Origin of the sequence: Sphingomonas sp. MMS24-J13 (assembly GCF_044905095.1) — a bacterium.
Classification (GTDB): Bacteria; Pseudomonadota; Alphaproteobacteria; order Sphingomonadales; family Sphingomonadaceae; genus Sphingomonas_I.
Genome location: NZ_CP173258.1, coordinates 4,401,054 through 4,414,773 on the forward strand (window position 1 = coordinate 4,401,054; position 13,720 = coordinate 4,414,773).

A 13,720-nucleotide genomic window follows, 5' to 3' on the forward strand; every position below is an offset into this window, starting at 1 on the left:
CAATTTGTTGCGATGGTTCCCGATGATTCGGGAGGCTATGATGCTGCGGACTATTCTTGTGACGGCCGTCGTGATCGCCACACCGGCGAAAGCGGATTGGCAAAACACGCGGTGGGGATCTGCGCCAGCGGCGGTCGAGAAGGCGATTGGCAAGAAATTTCAGGCCGGAGACCCACATCCCGCATCGCCCGATGACGGACACACCTATGCAAGCAGCTCCTATAGCGCCGGCACCTTCAAGTTTTCTGCGTTCTTTGAATTCACATCAGCGAAGCTATCTGCTGTCCAGCTCACGCTCGATGATGGTACGGAAAGCTGCACATCCCTGTTGCAAAGCTTGCTCAGCAAATACGGAAAGCCGGTTGAGTCCTCTACCACTGTACCTCAGCGCAAGCTCTGGCGAGATCCAGCCCGAAATACAGTGGTAGAAATCGCCGTGTACGCGGACACTTACTGCCCGGTGAAATACAAGCCGCTACACTCTGCCTCGCTTATTGGGCTCTAGCCGAGAATTGCATCGAGCAACGACGCCTCATGCTCGATCTCCGCACGTGACACCTCGGCCTTCCAGGGTGGCGGGCAATTCTCCGCCTCGGCCTTACGGCCGAAGGCGATATATTCGACCGACAGGCGCCGGATAAGCCGAGCCTCCCATGGGGCGATCTCTATGCCGGTGCGATCACACCAGGCGTTGATTTCGCTCCAGCTGAGCGGCGCCACGCCCATGCCTGCCGGCTGTGTCGGCCCGATCTCCATCAAACGGCTGGCGATATGAGGCATGGACGTGGGCGGCAGCGGCGGCTTGATGCCGCCCTTCTTCATACGTTCGATGCGACTGACAGTCGGGGAGGTCGCCGCGTTCTTTGCCCGCTTCGAACCCTCCGGCGGCTTCGGCGTGGCAGCAAGCCATGCCATCTGCCGTATGTAGAGGATCAGTTCCCCGCTGATGCGGGCATGAAGTTTCCCCACTTGTTCACGCCGGCCGCGACCTGGTCCTTGAAGAAGCCCATGGCCGGGTCGGCGTAGAAGGCGGCGAATAGCGTCGAGCCCTGGGCATCGCCAGCGGGTGGATAGGTGATGTTTTCGAAGGAAACGGTCAGCTCCGCCAAGTCCTGCGCCTGCTGTTCGCGGCGCTCGTCACCGGGGATCGGGCTGATCTTATTGTCGTTGTCCTGCATGCGCTTCAGTGCGCGGGCCGAGCCCCGATCGTCGACGATCGCATATTGCTTGCTCGACGGGCCGTAGACCGTAACGCCGACCTTCTTGCCGTCGTCGTACATATAGGCGCCGTCCGGCCCCTTGAAGTGGATGAAGGCCGTCTCCTTGGCGGCAAATTTCGTGAAATCCATGGTAGTACCCTTTCGCGGGAAGGATGGTGCACCGGACCCGCCCGCAGCCCGCGACAAGCGGGGCGAGCCGGTGCATGGGGTAAGCCGGCGTCGCGGGCGCCGGATCGGGTGATTACGGGGCGGCGACGCGGACGATCGGCGTGTTGATCTCGATCGTGGGGGTCGACATGTCGACCGTATCGACGCCGTCGATGGTCTCAGGCAGGCCGAACACGAGCCCCTGGAAATAGCGGATTGCGCCGTTCTGCTTGATGACCTTGAACGAGTAATATTTGTTCGTCTGATCACTCGCTGCGGTCAGCAGCAGAGTTTGGCCGGCGTCGGTCTCGTCGATGCCGATCGAGGGCTGAAGCGTGCCATAGTCCGGCTGTCCCTTCAGCTTCTTCTTGCCGCCCTTGAGCGGGTTGAATTCGACCTTCGAAAAGGTCGCGCCGATGCCGCCGATCTTCTCGATCGAGCCGACCTCGGTATAGGTCAACGCAGCGTATCCGGCTGCGTCCTGCGTAGCGGGGGCGGCGACAGAAAGGGCGATCGAGGCGCCCGCCGCAGTATTCAAACCCATGTTCGTTCTCCATGAAAAAGCCCGCCAGAAGCGGCGGGCAAGGTATTGCCTGGCGGGCAATCAGGGAGCCGAGCGGGTCGCGGGCCCGCGCAGCGATCAGGCGTCGGTCTTCGGCGCCTTGGTCGGAGCAGTCGCCTGAGGCTCGCGCACCAGGCCGGCATGTTTGAAATTGAGGAATTCACCCTCGGTGAGGTCGGCCGTATCGTTCTCACCCTTGCTGGCGGTGAACTCGCGGTCGGTGCCGGCATCCTTGAAATCGCGGATGATGAACGCCTTCTTCGTCTTCTCGGTAGTGTCGGGCATGGTACGTCTCCTTCGCTATGCCTGGATCTCGTAGGAGACCCGGAAATCCTGTCCTCGTTCGTAGCTGTTATTCGGGCCGATCAGATCGGGCCCACCGCCGGAATTCGAGACCGACACCGTGCCCACGCCGGCGATCGGGCCGACACGGCCGGCGCACGCATCGCGAACCATTTCGCGGATGATCCTGGCATCGCGATAGGATGCCGCCCGCACCGTCACCTCGATCCGCTCGGTAATCATCACCGAGCCGATCCGGCGCAGCTTCTGGCGCTCCACCTCACTGATCGACCGCACCAGCAGGGACGGCAGCGGCGCATCCTCTGGCAATGCCCCGGCCTTGATCTGGGCAACCGGCACCTTCGCGACAATCTCGGCGTCGGCAGTCAGAATCGCCCCGATGATATCAACCCCGTTCATTCGTCGGTTCCAACGTCGTCGATCTGCGCGCCGCGCTTCATGAGGGCGACCTTCGAATTGATGTAGTTCTGCGCCGCCTGCACCGCTTCCTGCTCCTTCATGTCGAGCGCGGGGCGCAGGAACGGATGGGGGCGGGCGCCAGGGTGGTGGACGGTCTCGCCAACAAACTTCCCGCCGATCACCAGCGAGCCCTCTTTCACCCTCTCGTTCACCTTGCCGATGCTCAGCCCGCGCCGCTGGTCAGCGGCGACGCTGATGAAGTGCGGAGCGGTTCCATGCTCGAGCCAAGGTGCGATGTAAGCGCCTTTGCCCTTCGTCTGGACCTTCGCGACGATCCGGCCTTTTTCTTCTTTTACCGTCGTCTTGATCGAACCGCGAACCTCATCCGAGGTAACGCGCTGCTTCGCCTCGTCAGCGATCACCTTCGCGCCAGCTCGGCCGGCGCCGATCAGGATCCGGCGGATGCTCGACGGCGCGTCCTTAAGGAATTGGCTGACCTCCGCGCGCCCGCGAGACGTCGCCATCAGGCTGGATTGCCCGCTGGGCTGTATTCCTCGACCATGAACTCGAGCCCATCACGCCGGCCAAGTTCAGCCGGCCCGGCGATGATCTGCATGATGCGCGTGCCGAGAACGAAGCGCATGTTGGGCGTCACGTCGTCGCGAAAGCGTATCCGGACACGCGCGGGGCGAGCTGAAACGTTCACTCCGTCGGCGAGCCGCTCCCCGCGGCTCGGCAGTGCGTCTTGAACGCTCGCCCAAACCGTCGCGACGAGTGCCCACGCTCCCGATCCCGCGCCGTCGAAGGAGTCGTCGGCGACGGGGCGCTCGATCCGCAATTCCCGGTCCAGCGTACCAGCATCGAGCCCGTTCATGCGAACACCCGGAACGGACCGAGCAGCGTTTCGACCTTGGTCGACATCGGAATTGCTTCGGTCTTCGCGCTGCCCGCCATAACGGTCTCCCGAAAACGATAAAGGTCTCCGACCATTAGCAAAATGGCGGTGATGATCGCGGGCGGTACCGTCGACACGGGCGGATCCGCATTTGTCGCCGGATATCCAGCCCGATAACGGACGCGGACGCTTTCTCGCTGCCAGCGCGGCGTCGGCCAAGCGGTGCCGAACGCAGGAACGAGCGTTTGACCGAGCATCTCGTAAGCCGACGGGTCGACAGTCTGAACAGCGCCGCTGCCATCGATATAGGAAACCGAAACAAGCTCGATCAGAGGCGGAAATGGCAGGATAATCTCGCCGCAGCGCAGCTGATCTTGGTGGCAGAAATGGTCGAACCGGGCTTCGATGGTCTGCACGCCGATAGCCCGGCCTAGATAACCGTCGGGCCCGTCGATAATGCCCGTAGCCGCCGCAATCATCCCATCGACATCAGCCCGCTCGCCATCGCCACCACCTAGCTTCAGACGTGCGACCGCCTGCTCATAGGTGACGACGGGACCGGGCGGGGTGATGACGACAGCACGCATGATCAGGCGGCCACGGTCACGGGGGTCGGCCTCGGCGAACCCGTCGCGCCCGCCAACGTTTCCACCAGACCATTCGCCGTCGTACCTGCAGCGGCGGTGCCGTCGAAGGCGTAGGTGCGGGCCGCCGAATTGACGGTGAGCCCGGCCACGTTGCTGACGATTCCGGAGCTTGCCGTCGCGCCTGAGATCATCCCGTTCGATGCAGTCCCGTGTTTCAATCCGCCCGATAGAACGAGGGGTTTCAGAACAGACGACACGAAGGCGGCGCGATCCTGCCCCCCGCGGGTCCCGCCGCTATAGGCAGTCCGGCCGGCATTGCCGTAGGACCGCTGACCGCCGCGCGCCATGGTCAGGCGGCCTTGTTCGAGGGCGCCTTGCCCTCGGCCTTGTTCGCCGGAGCCTTGCCCTCGGATTTGCTGTTGAACTCGGCCTCAGCCTTCGCGTCGTAGGCACCCAGCGTGCCGCCGTCGATCAGGTGCTTGATGATGTTTTCGTCGTCGACCTCGCGGGTTTCGCCGGGCTGATACGGCTCGTACGGGCGGTCACCGATATGCGGGACCAGCGTCGTGAATTTCGGCATGAAACGTCTCCTGGGTTAAGCGGACGGCGGCGCACCAGCCGCCGCCCGCCAAGGTTCGTGGTGGAAGGACGACTTAGAAGGTGCCCTTGGTCAGCGCGGCTGGTCGCTTGACCGCGAGGGCAAGGCGCTCTTCACAGCGCATCGTCAGAAGGTTCTTCTCGAAATCGTCGACGTTTTCCGACGAGATCAGAACCTCCGGCGTCAGTCGGTCGTACAACGTCGCTGCCACCTTGAACGCGCCGATGAGGAAGGATCCGACCGTCATCGACTGCGTCGAGGCCACCGGCTTGCCCCAGAGGACGGGGCCGGCCATCGCGAGCGGGTTTGCGAAGATGTAGCCCCCCGCCGCATCCTTAGTGGTCTCGATGTTGAACCAGTCGACCGGATTCAGCACCATCGCATCGGCGGGATAAAGCGCCAGGACCGACTGCAGGAGGGCCGCTCGCAGCTTGTCGATCGGCGTGGTGGGTGCCGAAGCGCCGGACGGCAGTGCATAGCTCGTCGCCTGCGGCATCAAACCATAAAGGTTTTCGCCCGTACCGTCGCCCAGCAAGATCTGCGCGTCCTCCTGGAGCTGGAGGCCGTAACGCATTTCAGCGTCCACCTCCGCTTGGAGGCGCGGCGCATCGTCGAGGGCCTGGCGGGTGAGCTTCGCCAGGTGCGCGATCGTGCGAACGGTGGCGGAAGCACGCGACCAGCCATAGTTGCTGTAAGGCTTGGCCGCCGCCTCGGCGACAGGCGCTGCATTGTTGGTGCGGAGCGTCTGCTTCGGATAATCGACCGAACCGGTGTCGATGGGGATCACGGAGAGAAGGTCGCGCAGAACGATATCGGTGCGCTTCGGCATCCCCACGATATCGGTTTCGCGCTGGCTGACGATCATGCCGCCGGCCGATCCCGATGCTGTGGTGATCGCCTTGAGCTGAATTCGGACCGCATTTCGCTCGTTGCCCGACAGCGACTTGATGCTCTCGTGCTCCGCGACCTGCTGACCATAGGACTTGAATTCGTCCTTGCCACCGCCCTGCGGCCTGGTCGCCTTCTGCTCGAGATCGGTGATCCGGTTCTTCAACTCGTCGAGCGTGTTGAGCTGGGTGAGCGCCTTGTCGACGGCCGCCTTGGTCTCGACGTGCATATCGCCGAACTTCGAGGCCTCGGTCAGCGCCTTATCGGCGATCGACTTCACCGAATTGAGCGAGGCCTTGATCTTTTCTGCGATTTGCTCGGCGGTGAGGCCGGTCCCACCGCCATGATTCTCTGCGTCGCGCATAAGGCGGCCGCGCTTCGCTTCGGCGCCCGACATCGGGCCGAACACACAGGAGGGAGGGAGGGTGAGCAGGCGCGCGGTGGCCGCGTTCACCATCAGCGAACGATTTTTCATATCGGAAATCCTCGTGGAGAAAGAGACAGAGAGAGAAAGTCAGCCCAGGGCAGCGCTGATCGCCTTCAGCAGGGCATCGGCTTCGGCCTTCTCCTCGGGCTCCCCCGAAGATGCGGCTTGGCTGCAACGGCGATCGCCGCAGCCTTTGACTTCGAGAATCCTGCATCCCGCAGGATCTCCTCGAACTCGCGCACGGTCGGCATGGTGCCGGCCGCAACGAAACTCTTGACGGTGTCGACGCGCGCGCGATCATTCGCAGCGAACGTCACGATGCTGACCTCCTTGAGATCGAGCTTCTTGAGCGACAGTACGCCCGATTTGTCGGGATGCGGCGCCGCCTCAACGACACGATAGCCGATCGACAGGCCGTCGAGCGCGCCGGCCTTGAGCAGGCCATAAGCAGCAGCAGCCTGCGGGACGCTATCCTTCAGCAGGTGGCCCTTGACGTAGAGACCCTTGCTGTCCTCGGACAAATCGTCCCAGACGCCGATCGGCTGGGACGGATCATGCTGCCAGAGCATTTTGACCGAGCGTCCCTTTTGACGGGCGCCGACCAGCGAAGCAGTGAACGCGCCGGGTTCGACGACCTCGCCATAGCTGTCGACATTCTTGAAGACCGAGCCGTAGCCCTCGAACGATCCGTCATCGTTGAGTGCCTTCACATCCAGCGCGATGTCGCTGTTTTTGGTCAGCAGGCCGGGGGCGGCCTTGAACATGAGCATAGTCAATCCTCCAGCCGCGGGCCACCATTGTGGCCGATGAGCGATTTCACGCGGGCATCGATCATCGCGTCGATGTCGCCACCAAAGAGCAGGTTCATGAGTGCCGAGCGGGCCTGATCCGCGGCCGGCGGCGCGGCACCGAGCTGATCGAGCGAGATCAGGTTCGATTGCACGGTGAGTTTGTCGGCGCCTGGGCTCGCATCGCGCGGCAGGTTTTCCTTCGCGCGCATCTCGTTGCGCTTCATCACGCCATTTTGACCGAGCGCGGAATAGAGGGCGGCGCGGCCAGCGCTGTCGGCCCGCAGGAGCCCCTCGACACTCGTCTCGACTTTGTAGAGCCCGCGGTCCTTCGGCAGCAGCAACTGCTTCTGGAACGCCTGCTCGATCCGCTCCAGTTCGGTGCCGAGGCCTAAGGTCAGCCATGCGAGCATGATCTGCTCGATACCGGTACCCCACATCGTTTGGCCTTGGGACGCGTGCCCGATCAGAATCGGGAACGTACCGAACCAGCGGCAAATCTCTTCGACCGAGAAGCGGCGCGATTCGAGCAGCTGCGCGTCTTCCGGGCTGAGCCCGAGCGCCTTGAACGCCATGCCTGGCGGCAGCGGCATCACTTTGCCCGTCTGACCCGAGCCGGCGAACTTCTGGAACAGCGCTACCAAATCTTCCCGCTGCGTTTGCGTCGTGCGCGCGCCCGGCTGATCCTCGACGAAGCCGGAAAGCTGAAGGCCGTTGCCGAACGTACCGCCGGCAACCTCCTCCATCGCAAGCGCGGTCGCTATCGTCTGGCGACCGAACGAGATCGGGGACAAGCCCATGTCGCCGCCCGCGCCGAAGCCGCGGAGGTGAAAAACCTCACTTTCGGGGAGGTCCTCGGTGCTGCCGCCATTCCAATGCATATACCGACGCTCGCCCGCGTCGGTACGGTAGACCCTCGTTACGTCGGGTGGCATCGGCCAGAGAGCGACGGGCTGCCCGTCGCCTCGGCGCCCGATGCGGGCGTAAGCGTTGCCCCGTAGATTGAGCGCGACTGCCTGCCCCTCCCAGAACTCCATCGCCGTCTGATCGGGGTTCGGGTTGTCCAGCAGGAGGGAGAGCGGGTGATCTTCCGCCGGCTGCTGTTCACCGCCCGCCGATCGCCGCATCAGCTTGCGCGGGAGTGCCCCGACGGTGCGTGAATTGAGACGGGTGCAGGCCCAGGCAGTGGACAGGCTGAGCGCGCTCTCGGGTGTGACCCGCTTGCGCGCGTAAGTATTGCCATCGCCCCAGGCGATGCTTTTCGGACCGTCCATTTTGGCCGGGGAGTACGACGTCGAGCCGGTGATCCAGCCGGTGATGACGCTGACGACGCTCATGCGTGCATGAGCCCGGCACGGAGATAGTCATCGATATTGCCGCCGGCTGCGACCGGATTGCGGCTCATCAGCATGACCGCGTCGAACAGCGCCACCAGCGGATCGATCTTGGCACTTCCGGAGATCTGCTTCGTGATCAGCACGGCATTTCCCCTTTTCTCGGTCTTCGCGTTGCCGACGCACCAAGCCATCAATGACTGGCCAGCGTGCAGCAGGGTGCGCGCCTTCAGCTTGCGCTCGCTGCCCAGCACTGCGCTGTTGAGGCGGAAGCCCTGCGCCACCGCGTTCAGGTGCTTCTCGGTGAAGCCCCGCGCCACCAGCGCGTCGATAATGGCGGCGACCCCTTGGGGGTCGAGCCCGATCGCATATTCCTCGGGGAACAGCCCCAGATCGAGAACGCGGCCGAGAATTTCGACCAGCCCATCGATGTCAGCGGTCGGGTGTTCGAGATCCTCGCACTTTGTCAGATCTTCGTCGCGGATGAAGCCTTCGAGCGCGCTGACGATTCCCTCGCGCCGCTCCCAGACATCGAGGTGAGCCCACGCATGCGACCAGCTTAGCCAGATGGTAGGATCGGCCTTCAGCCTGCCGAGCAGGGTCAGGCCGAGAAGATCGTCCAGGCCGCCGCCGTCGACACCGGCGACAGCAACCTCGACGATCTGAAGGAAGTGTTCGAGCGTGCCGTCCCAAATCTCGGGCGGCGCCTTTGCCTGCTCCCAATACTTCGCCCCGGCCCACGCATCATGGAGCAGGCCGACGCCCATCTCGACGTTCAGGTGCTTGGCAAAGAAGACCTGCCGCTTCGCCATATCGGCGCGCATCGCCTCGGCGAACTTCGTCTCAAGCCATTGCTGGCTTACCGATCGGCCGAGGTTCGGGTTCGTGACATAGAAGTTGGCGGGAACGAGGTGTTCGCCGGAGGCGATCATCTCTGCCGGATGTTCGTACAGGACCGGCAACTTGGTGGGCGCTTCGATTTCGCCGTCGCGGATCTGGCGATATTCGGCGAGCTTCTCCTTGAACACGCCCTGCGGCGGCGCATCAGATTGCGTCGTCAACCAGAGGGTATAGCCCTCTGGCCGCGACACCTGACCGCCCGTTGCCTCCTGAAACATCGCCTCGGCCGTGGCGACCTTGCCGAACAACCAAAGCTCATCGACCAGCACCCGACTGGCCTTCTTGCCTGAGACGGTGTTGCTGTCGGCCGCCACCACCTTCAGGGTCGCTTGCGTCACCCGATTTGTGATGAGCTTCATGTGCGACTGAATGTGGAGGAGGTCGCTCAGCTCCTCGTCAGCACGGATCATCGCCGCAGCCGGCTTAAACGAGTTGTCCGCCACCTCCTTGGTCGGCGCGAGGATCAGGTTTTCGTCATCGTGCCGCCAGCCAAGCGCCAGTTCGGTGACCATGATGCCGGCCGCAATCGTCGACTTCGTGTTCTTTTTGCTGACGAGCAGCATCAATTCCTTGATGAGTTGCTCACCCAGATCAGGATCGTAAGCGCCGAAGATCGCTGCGGCGTAGTCGAGCAGCCAGGTATCGCAAGCCTCGCCGATCGTCGGCTGGCCGGTCACGTCCATCAGCCGCAGCGAGGTGAACAGGGCCATCTTGGCCTCGGCCACCTCGGGGAACAGCGGCGAGAACGGGATCAGCGATCGGCGGTCGCGGATGCGGTCGCGCCAATCCGGGCAAGCCGTCGTCCAGACGGGCAATTACACCACCTTCAGCTTGGGCGGTCCCACCCCGGCAAACCGGTTGGCGACCGCTTTCGCCTTGTCCTGCTGCTGCGCCTTCTTCCCCTGCGGCGCCGCTGCCTCATTCAGAGTCTTGAATGCCAGCGCGATCGTCTTGAGCGTGTTCGCTCGGCTGGGCAGGCTGATCGCCCGCGCCATAGCGTCCCGGCGGTCATCATCCTCGTCGCCCTCGGTCGCCGCGACGATCATGTCCTCCAGTTCGCCGCGGCGACTGGTGGTAACGTCCAGCTCGTCCAGCATCCGGGCAACCAAGGCTCGACCGCCCTCGGCGATCTCAGCCGCGTCGAGCGGCTTCTCAGGGTCCGACGGTGCCGGCGGCGGCGGCGACCGGTCCAGTTCGCGCCGGTTCGCGGTGCGAACTGGCCTCGTCCAGCCTTCAGCCTTTGCGCGCTTACGAATAGCCGTGTCCGAAATCTCGTGCCGGTCAGCTATTTCCCTAATCGAATCTTCGCCGCCGCAATATTCGATCTCGATCCGCTGCCACTCGGCAGTTGTCTTGGGCTTGGCCATCAAATCTCACTTTCGGGCCAAAGTTCGCACCTCGATCCGTCCACCGGAAAATAATCTCTACGTGGGGCGAGAGGCGGTCCAGGGGGTCGGCGGTCGCTGGACTTTTGACCCGCCCCCCCTCAGCAGGTCCGAACGGCGTTTGGGCGAAGGCACACGGCCGGCAATTGGCTTCGCAGCGGTGTCGCCGTCAGCCAAACGACCGTCGCCATATCGGATCGAACTGCGATAACGAGGCCCTGTGGACTCCCGCTCGCCAGCCGGACAAAGTCGCCCAGCACGACGGGCTCATGAGTCGCCGCTTCGACGATCTCGAGGTCGGTGGACCTAAAGGAAGCTTTGCGCTGCATAAACGCCTCTGGGAGGGAAGATGACTGATTTCACAAAGGGCTTGAAAGTTCGCTTGAAGTCGGGCGGACCCAACATGACCGTGACCGACGTTGGCACGGACAGTTACGCCGAGAACGCGCCGCACGACCGCGTGTGGTGTCAATGGTTCGATGACAAAATGAAGCTGCAAAAGGGGGATTTCCCCTTTGAGGCCGTCGACATCATCGAATGATCAGCGAAACTCTCCCGCCTGTTCCATCGCCTGCTTATGCTTGGAGTGGCAGGGCGACGCGCAGAGCGTCTTCAGGTTGTTCGGATCGAAGAAGAGCGCGCGATCGCCGCGGTGGGGCTTGTCATGGTCGGCAACCAGCTTCGACGTGTCGCCCTCGACCTTGCCGCACATCTGGCAGGTGAACATGTCACGGACCAACGTGGCCCAGCGCAGATCGCGCCATTCCTTCAGCTTGTACCAGGCGCGATACGGGTGGAAGCGGTTGCGCTCCTGATCCTTGCCGGGCGCATCTACGGGCGCCACCGCCAAACGTGGCGGCGCGCTCCCGAGGCGAGGCGGCATGCACCTGAGCCGGCCCACCTTATCGGCCTAGCACCAGCTGCCGCATCTCGGCAGATATCCGCTCGACTTCCGCTATGATGCGATCGGCTTCGGCAACTGAACGTCGCGGCTCGCGCATATCAAAGGCGAGCGCGTGAGCGTCGCCAGCGAGCTGCTCCATTCGCTCTGAGGGGTCGACCTTGGGCACGGCGCCTCCGAATACCTATCGTGCAGCGGGCGGCCCGTTCACCCACACCCGAATAGGGCGCGACCTGATCCGCTTTTTAGGCTCGGGCTCATTGGGCAGAACGGTGACGGTACGAACCACGCGCTCTTTCACCCGGGCGACAGCCAGGCTCTCATCGCCCAGCGCGCGGCGGTGATCCTGCGCCGCGTCCTCGTCCGTGAACTTGAACGGCGCGGCGGTCTTGCCCTTCGCGTTGACGATCTCGAAGTGCGCGGAGGCTTTGGCCATAAGGCGCCTCCGAGGGCTGGAGCCAAGAGCCGGGATCGAACCGGCGACCCGCCCATTACGAGTGGGCAGCTCTACCACTGAGCTATCTCGGCGAATGTTGGGCAGATCTTTAACACCCACCGCGAACACTCGGGTGGGTTGATGACGACGGTGGCCCTGCCAGCGCGATCGCCAAAGCCGATCCTGTCGGCTCGCCTATGCGGCTTCGGACACCGTCAGTAACGCATCTTCGAGCAGCCGCCAAGTATCGATCTTGAAGGACTGCTTGCCGCCGAAATTGATCATGGCCGACCGCCCGTCGCACGCTTCGACCACGCCCACCATGCCCAAGAAGTTGCCGTCCTCCTTGACCTTGACGGTGCTGCCGATCGCCAAGTCGCGGCGCACGCGTGAGTTTCGGGCCTTCGCGCGATCCTCCAGCTTGCGAATGGCGAGCGTCTCAAGGCGGCGCAGTTCATCCATGCTCCTGTCGCCAATCAGCGGCGCACGACCGGCATGAACGAATATGGAGAAGCTGGGGTGAGGGCTGGAATGCATGCCGATTATGCCGAGCAGCTCACGGATGTGCTCCTCCCGGGCAAAGACGAAGCCGGGCATCATTGGGGCATCGACATACTCTCGGGCGCGTGATCGCCCAGAGCGGCGCTCAGCCTCTTCTACCGGCGTCCAGGCGTCAAAGCCGGCTTGTACGAGAGATTCCGCCAGCGGAAGCGTCCTCGCCCGTGAGGTGCGCAGGATGCACCAGCGGCCCACCGGTGCGGGATGATGATGCTTGGCTGCAGTCTTCAGCCGGGCCATGCGCTGGTGGAACCGCTCAACTGGCTTGGCGGCGTGAGCAGCTGCCAAGCTCGCCTGCGCCTTCGTCGCACGGAGTGCCCGCACGCGCGCCAGCTTCTGCCGCGCAATGCGCTCCCGGATTTTTGCTGCCTCAGTCTGTTCGCCCACCGTTAGCCCCGCTCTTGCCCCGGAACGTAAAGAAAACAGCGCTGGAAATCATGCGCTTTCCCGAGCCATTCCAGTCACCAACTGCTGTCCGATCCACCTCCGCCGAACGATCCGCCGCCACTGTCGAAGCCTGAGCTGGACGAACTGCTGTCGCTCGATCCGTAACTCGGGCTAGACCATGATGAAGATGAACTGCTTTCCGATGGGCTTGAGCGGTAGCCGCTGTCGTAGCTCGGCGGCGGAGAAGGTGGCGGAGATGGTGAGGGCGTGTACGCCGACTGAGCCGTGCGCCGCCGCGGCGCGCGGCTTGCGCCCAAGGTGAACCGCTGCGCGTCTGCGGCGCGCGTTAGCTGCGCGGCTTCCACACAATTCCTGCGGATCTGCTCGTGCACCCTGCGCTTTTCCCGGGAGATCCAGTACCAGACCCACACGCCGAGCGCGGCGAACAGCCCGGCGATCGCCGAGATTGCCCACCACCATCCTGCGAACCCTTGCTCGGTCGGAGCAACGATGGCCTGTGGCGCATCGGCTGGCGCGGGCGTGGCCGCCTGCATGATAGCCTCAGCGCCGTCCTTCAGCGCGGCTGGCGCGTCGCCTTCGCGCAGGTGCGGCACAACCCGATCGTGCAGAATGACGCTGGTCAGCGCATCGGTGAGCACCGGCTCGAGCCCGTACCCTACCTCGATCCGAACCTTGTGCTCCTTCATGGCGAGCAGCAGGATTGCGCCGTCGTTCCGCTGCTTGTCGCCGAGTGCCCAGGCACGGCCGAGCTGATAGCCATAATCCTTGATGTCGCCGCCCTGCAGGTCGGGCACGGTCGCGACGACCAGTTGGTGGCCCGTGGATCGATCCCAGTCGACGATCTCGCGATTCAGTGCCTCCAGATCGGATGGCGGCAAGACATGAGCGGCATCGATGACGCCGGCGCGCCCGCGATCAGGGAATGTGAATGTGTTCGCCGATGCCGTCGCGGCCACCAATGCCGCGAAGGCGAGAATGATTGAT

General features: G+C 63.5%; 21 protein-coding genes and 1 tRNA gene. 2 read left to right on the plus strand and 20 right to left on the minus strand.

Annotated elements, in window-relative coordinates; translation table 11 throughout:
* Nucleotides 1–40: 40 nt before the first annotated feature.
* Nucleotides 41–505, plus strand: coding sequence for a hypothetical protein (locus tag AB4Z44_RS20425; RefSeq protein WP_404711482.1), 465 nt, complete (start codon nucleotides 41–43; stop codon nucleotides 503–505).
* Here the strand turns inward: AB4Z44_RS20425 and AB4Z44_RS20430 are convergent.
* From AB4Z44_RS20430 to AB4Z44_RS20500, 15 genes are all read right to left on the minus strand, one after another.
* A complete protein-coding gene (locus AB4Z44_RS20430) occupies nucleotides 502–822 on the minus strand; it encodes a hypothetical protein (RefSeq protein ID WP_404711483.1) in 321 nt (106 codons plus the stop codon). The genes AB4Z44_RS20425 and AB4Z44_RS20430 overlap by 4 nt on opposite strands.
* Before the next feature lie 110 nt (nucleotides 823–932).
* Nucleotides 933–1,349: a hypothetical protein gene (locus AB4Z44_RS20435; RefSeq protein ID WP_404711484.1), complete on the minus strand. Its 417-nt coding sequence runs from the start codon at nucleotides 1,347–1,349 to the stop codon at nucleotides 933–935.
* 112 nt (nucleotides 1,350–1,461) lie between these two features.
* On the minus strand, nucleotides 1,462–1,911 hold the full coding sequence (locus AB4Z44_RS20440) for a hypothetical protein (protein ID WP_404711485.1): 450 nt from the start codon (nucleotides 1,909–1,911) through the stop codon (nucleotides 1,462–1,464).
* Nucleotides 1,912–2,007: 96 nt separating this feature from the next.
* Nucleotides 2,008–2,214: a hypothetical protein gene (locus tag AB4Z44_RS20445; RefSeq protein ID WP_404711486.1), complete on the minus strand. Its 207-nt coding sequence runs from the start codon at nucleotides 2,212–2,214 to the stop codon at nucleotides 2,008–2,010.
* A 15-nt stretch (nucleotides 2,215–2,229) separates the two neighbouring features.
* A complete protein-coding gene (locus tag AB4Z44_RS20450) occupies nucleotides 2,230–2,631 on the minus strand; it encodes a hypothetical protein (protein WP_404711487.1) in 402 nt (133 codons plus the stop codon).
* On the minus strand, nucleotides 2,628–3,155 hold the full coding sequence (locus AB4Z44_RS20455; RefSeq protein WP_404711488.1) for an HK97 gp10 family phage protein: 528 nt from the start codon (nucleotides 3,153–3,155) through the stop codon (nucleotides 2,628–2,630). Before AB4Z44_RS20455 ends, AB4Z44_RS20450 begins: the two co-directional genes overlap by 4 nt.
* Complete coding sequence (locus tag AB4Z44_RS20460) at nucleotides 3,155–3,505, minus strand: head-tail adaptor protein (RefSeq protein WP_404711489.1); 351 nt, start codon at nucleotides 3,503–3,505, stop codon at nucleotides 3,155–3,157. The genes AB4Z44_RS20455 and AB4Z44_RS20460 overlap by 1 nt, the downstream gene beginning before the upstream one ends.
* Nucleotides 3,502–4,113, minus strand: a complete 612-nt coding sequence (locus AB4Z44_RS20465; RefSeq protein WP_404711490.1) for a head-tail connector protein — start codon at nucleotides 4,111–4,113, stop codon at nucleotides 3,502–3,504. The genes AB4Z44_RS20460 and AB4Z44_RS20465 overlap by 4 nt, the downstream gene beginning before the upstream one ends.
* A gap of 2 nt (nucleotides 4,114–4,115) precedes the next feature.
* Nucleotides 4,116–4,460 carry a hypothetical protein gene (locus AB4Z44_RS20470; RefSeq protein ID WP_404711491.1) on the minus strand — a complete coding sequence of 115 codons (345 nt, stop codon included), beginning with the start codon at nucleotides 4,458–4,460 and terminating at the stop codon, nucleotides 4,116–4,118.
* A gap of 2 nt (nucleotides 4,461–4,462) precedes the next feature.
* The gene (locus AB4Z44_RS20475) at nucleotides 4,463–4,693 is read right to left on the minus strand and encodes a hypothetical protein (RefSeq protein WP_404711492.1); all 231 of its coding nucleotides are present in this window, start codon (nucleotides 4,691–4,693) and stop codon (nucleotides 4,463–4,465) included.
* 73 nt (nucleotides 4,694–4,766) lie between these two features.
* Nucleotides 4,767–6,074, minus strand: coding sequence for a phage major capsid protein (locus tag AB4Z44_RS20480; RefSeq protein WP_404711493.1), 1,308 nt, complete (start codon nucleotides 6,072–6,074; stop codon nucleotides 4,767–4,769).
* Between the two features lie 65 nt (nucleotides 6,075–6,139).
* Nucleotides 6,140–6,796: an HK97 family phage prohead protease gene (locus AB4Z44_RS20485; RefSeq protein WP_404711494.1), complete on the minus strand. Its 657-nt coding sequence runs from the start codon at nucleotides 6,794–6,796 to the stop codon at nucleotides 6,140–6,142.
* 2 nt (nucleotides 6,797–6,798) lie between these two features.
* Entirely contained in the window at nucleotides 6,799–8,151 is a 1,353-nt protein-coding gene (locus tag AB4Z44_RS20490) for a phage portal protein (RefSeq protein WP_404711495.1), read from the minus strand.
* The gene (locus AB4Z44_RS20495) at nucleotides 8,148–9,863 is read right to left on the minus strand and encodes a terminase TerL endonuclease subunit (protein ID WP_404711496.1); all 1,716 of its coding nucleotides are present in this window, start codon (nucleotides 9,861–9,863) and stop codon (nucleotides 8,148–8,150) included. Before AB4Z44_RS20495 ends, AB4Z44_RS20490 begins: the two co-directional genes overlap by 4 nt.
* Complete coding sequence (locus tag AB4Z44_RS20500) at nucleotides 9,864–10,415, minus strand: hypothetical protein (RefSeq protein WP_404711497.1); 552 nt, start codon at nucleotides 10,413–10,415, stop codon at nucleotides 9,864–9,866. It lies immediately after the preceding gene.
* 367 nt (nucleotides 10,416–10,782) lie between these two features.
* Here AB4Z44_RS20500 and AB4Z44_RS20505 point away from each other — a divergent pair, with 367 nt between their 5' ends.
* Nucleotides 10,783–10,974, plus strand: coding sequence for a YodC family protein (locus tag AB4Z44_RS20505; RefSeq protein ID WP_404711498.1), 192 nt, complete (start codon nucleotides 10,783–10,785; stop codon nucleotides 10,972–10,974).
* On the opposite strand, the gene AB4Z44_RS20510 is transcribed toward AB4Z44_RS20505, so the two are convergent.
* The 5 genes from AB4Z44_RS20510 to AB4Z44_RS20530 form a co-directional block, all read right to left on the minus strand.
* Entirely contained in the window at nucleotides 10,975–11,316 is a 342-nt protein-coding gene (locus AB4Z44_RS20510) for an HNH endonuclease (protein WP_404711499.1), read from the minus strand.
* Between the two features lie 202 nt (nucleotides 11,317–11,518).
* Nucleotides 11,519–11,770 carry a hypothetical protein gene (locus AB4Z44_RS20515; protein ID WP_404711500.1) on the minus strand — a complete coding sequence of 84 codons (252 nt, stop codon included), beginning with the start codon at nucleotides 11,768–11,770 and terminating at the stop codon, nucleotides 11,519–11,521.
* Nucleotides 11,771–11,787: 17 nt separating this feature from the next.
* A tRNA-Thr gene (locus AB4Z44_RS20520) sits at nucleotides 11,788–11,862 on the minus strand.
* 103 nt (nucleotides 11,863–11,965) lie between these two features.
* Nucleotides 11,966–12,715 (minus strand): transcription termination/antitermination NusG family protein, encoded by a 750-nt coding sequence (locus AB4Z44_RS20525; protein ID WP_404711501.1) that lies wholly within the window; start codon nucleotides 12,713–12,715, stop codon nucleotides 11,966–11,968.
* A 74-nt stretch (nucleotides 12,716–12,789) separates the two neighbouring features.
* Nucleotides 12,790–13,692 carry a TPM domain-containing protein gene (locus tag AB4Z44_RS20530; protein ID WP_404711502.1) on the minus strand — a complete coding sequence of 301 codons (903 nt, stop codon included), beginning with the start codon at nucleotides 13,690–13,692 and terminating at the stop codon, nucleotides 12,790–12,792.
* Nucleotides 13,693–13,720: the final 28 nt, after the last annotated feature.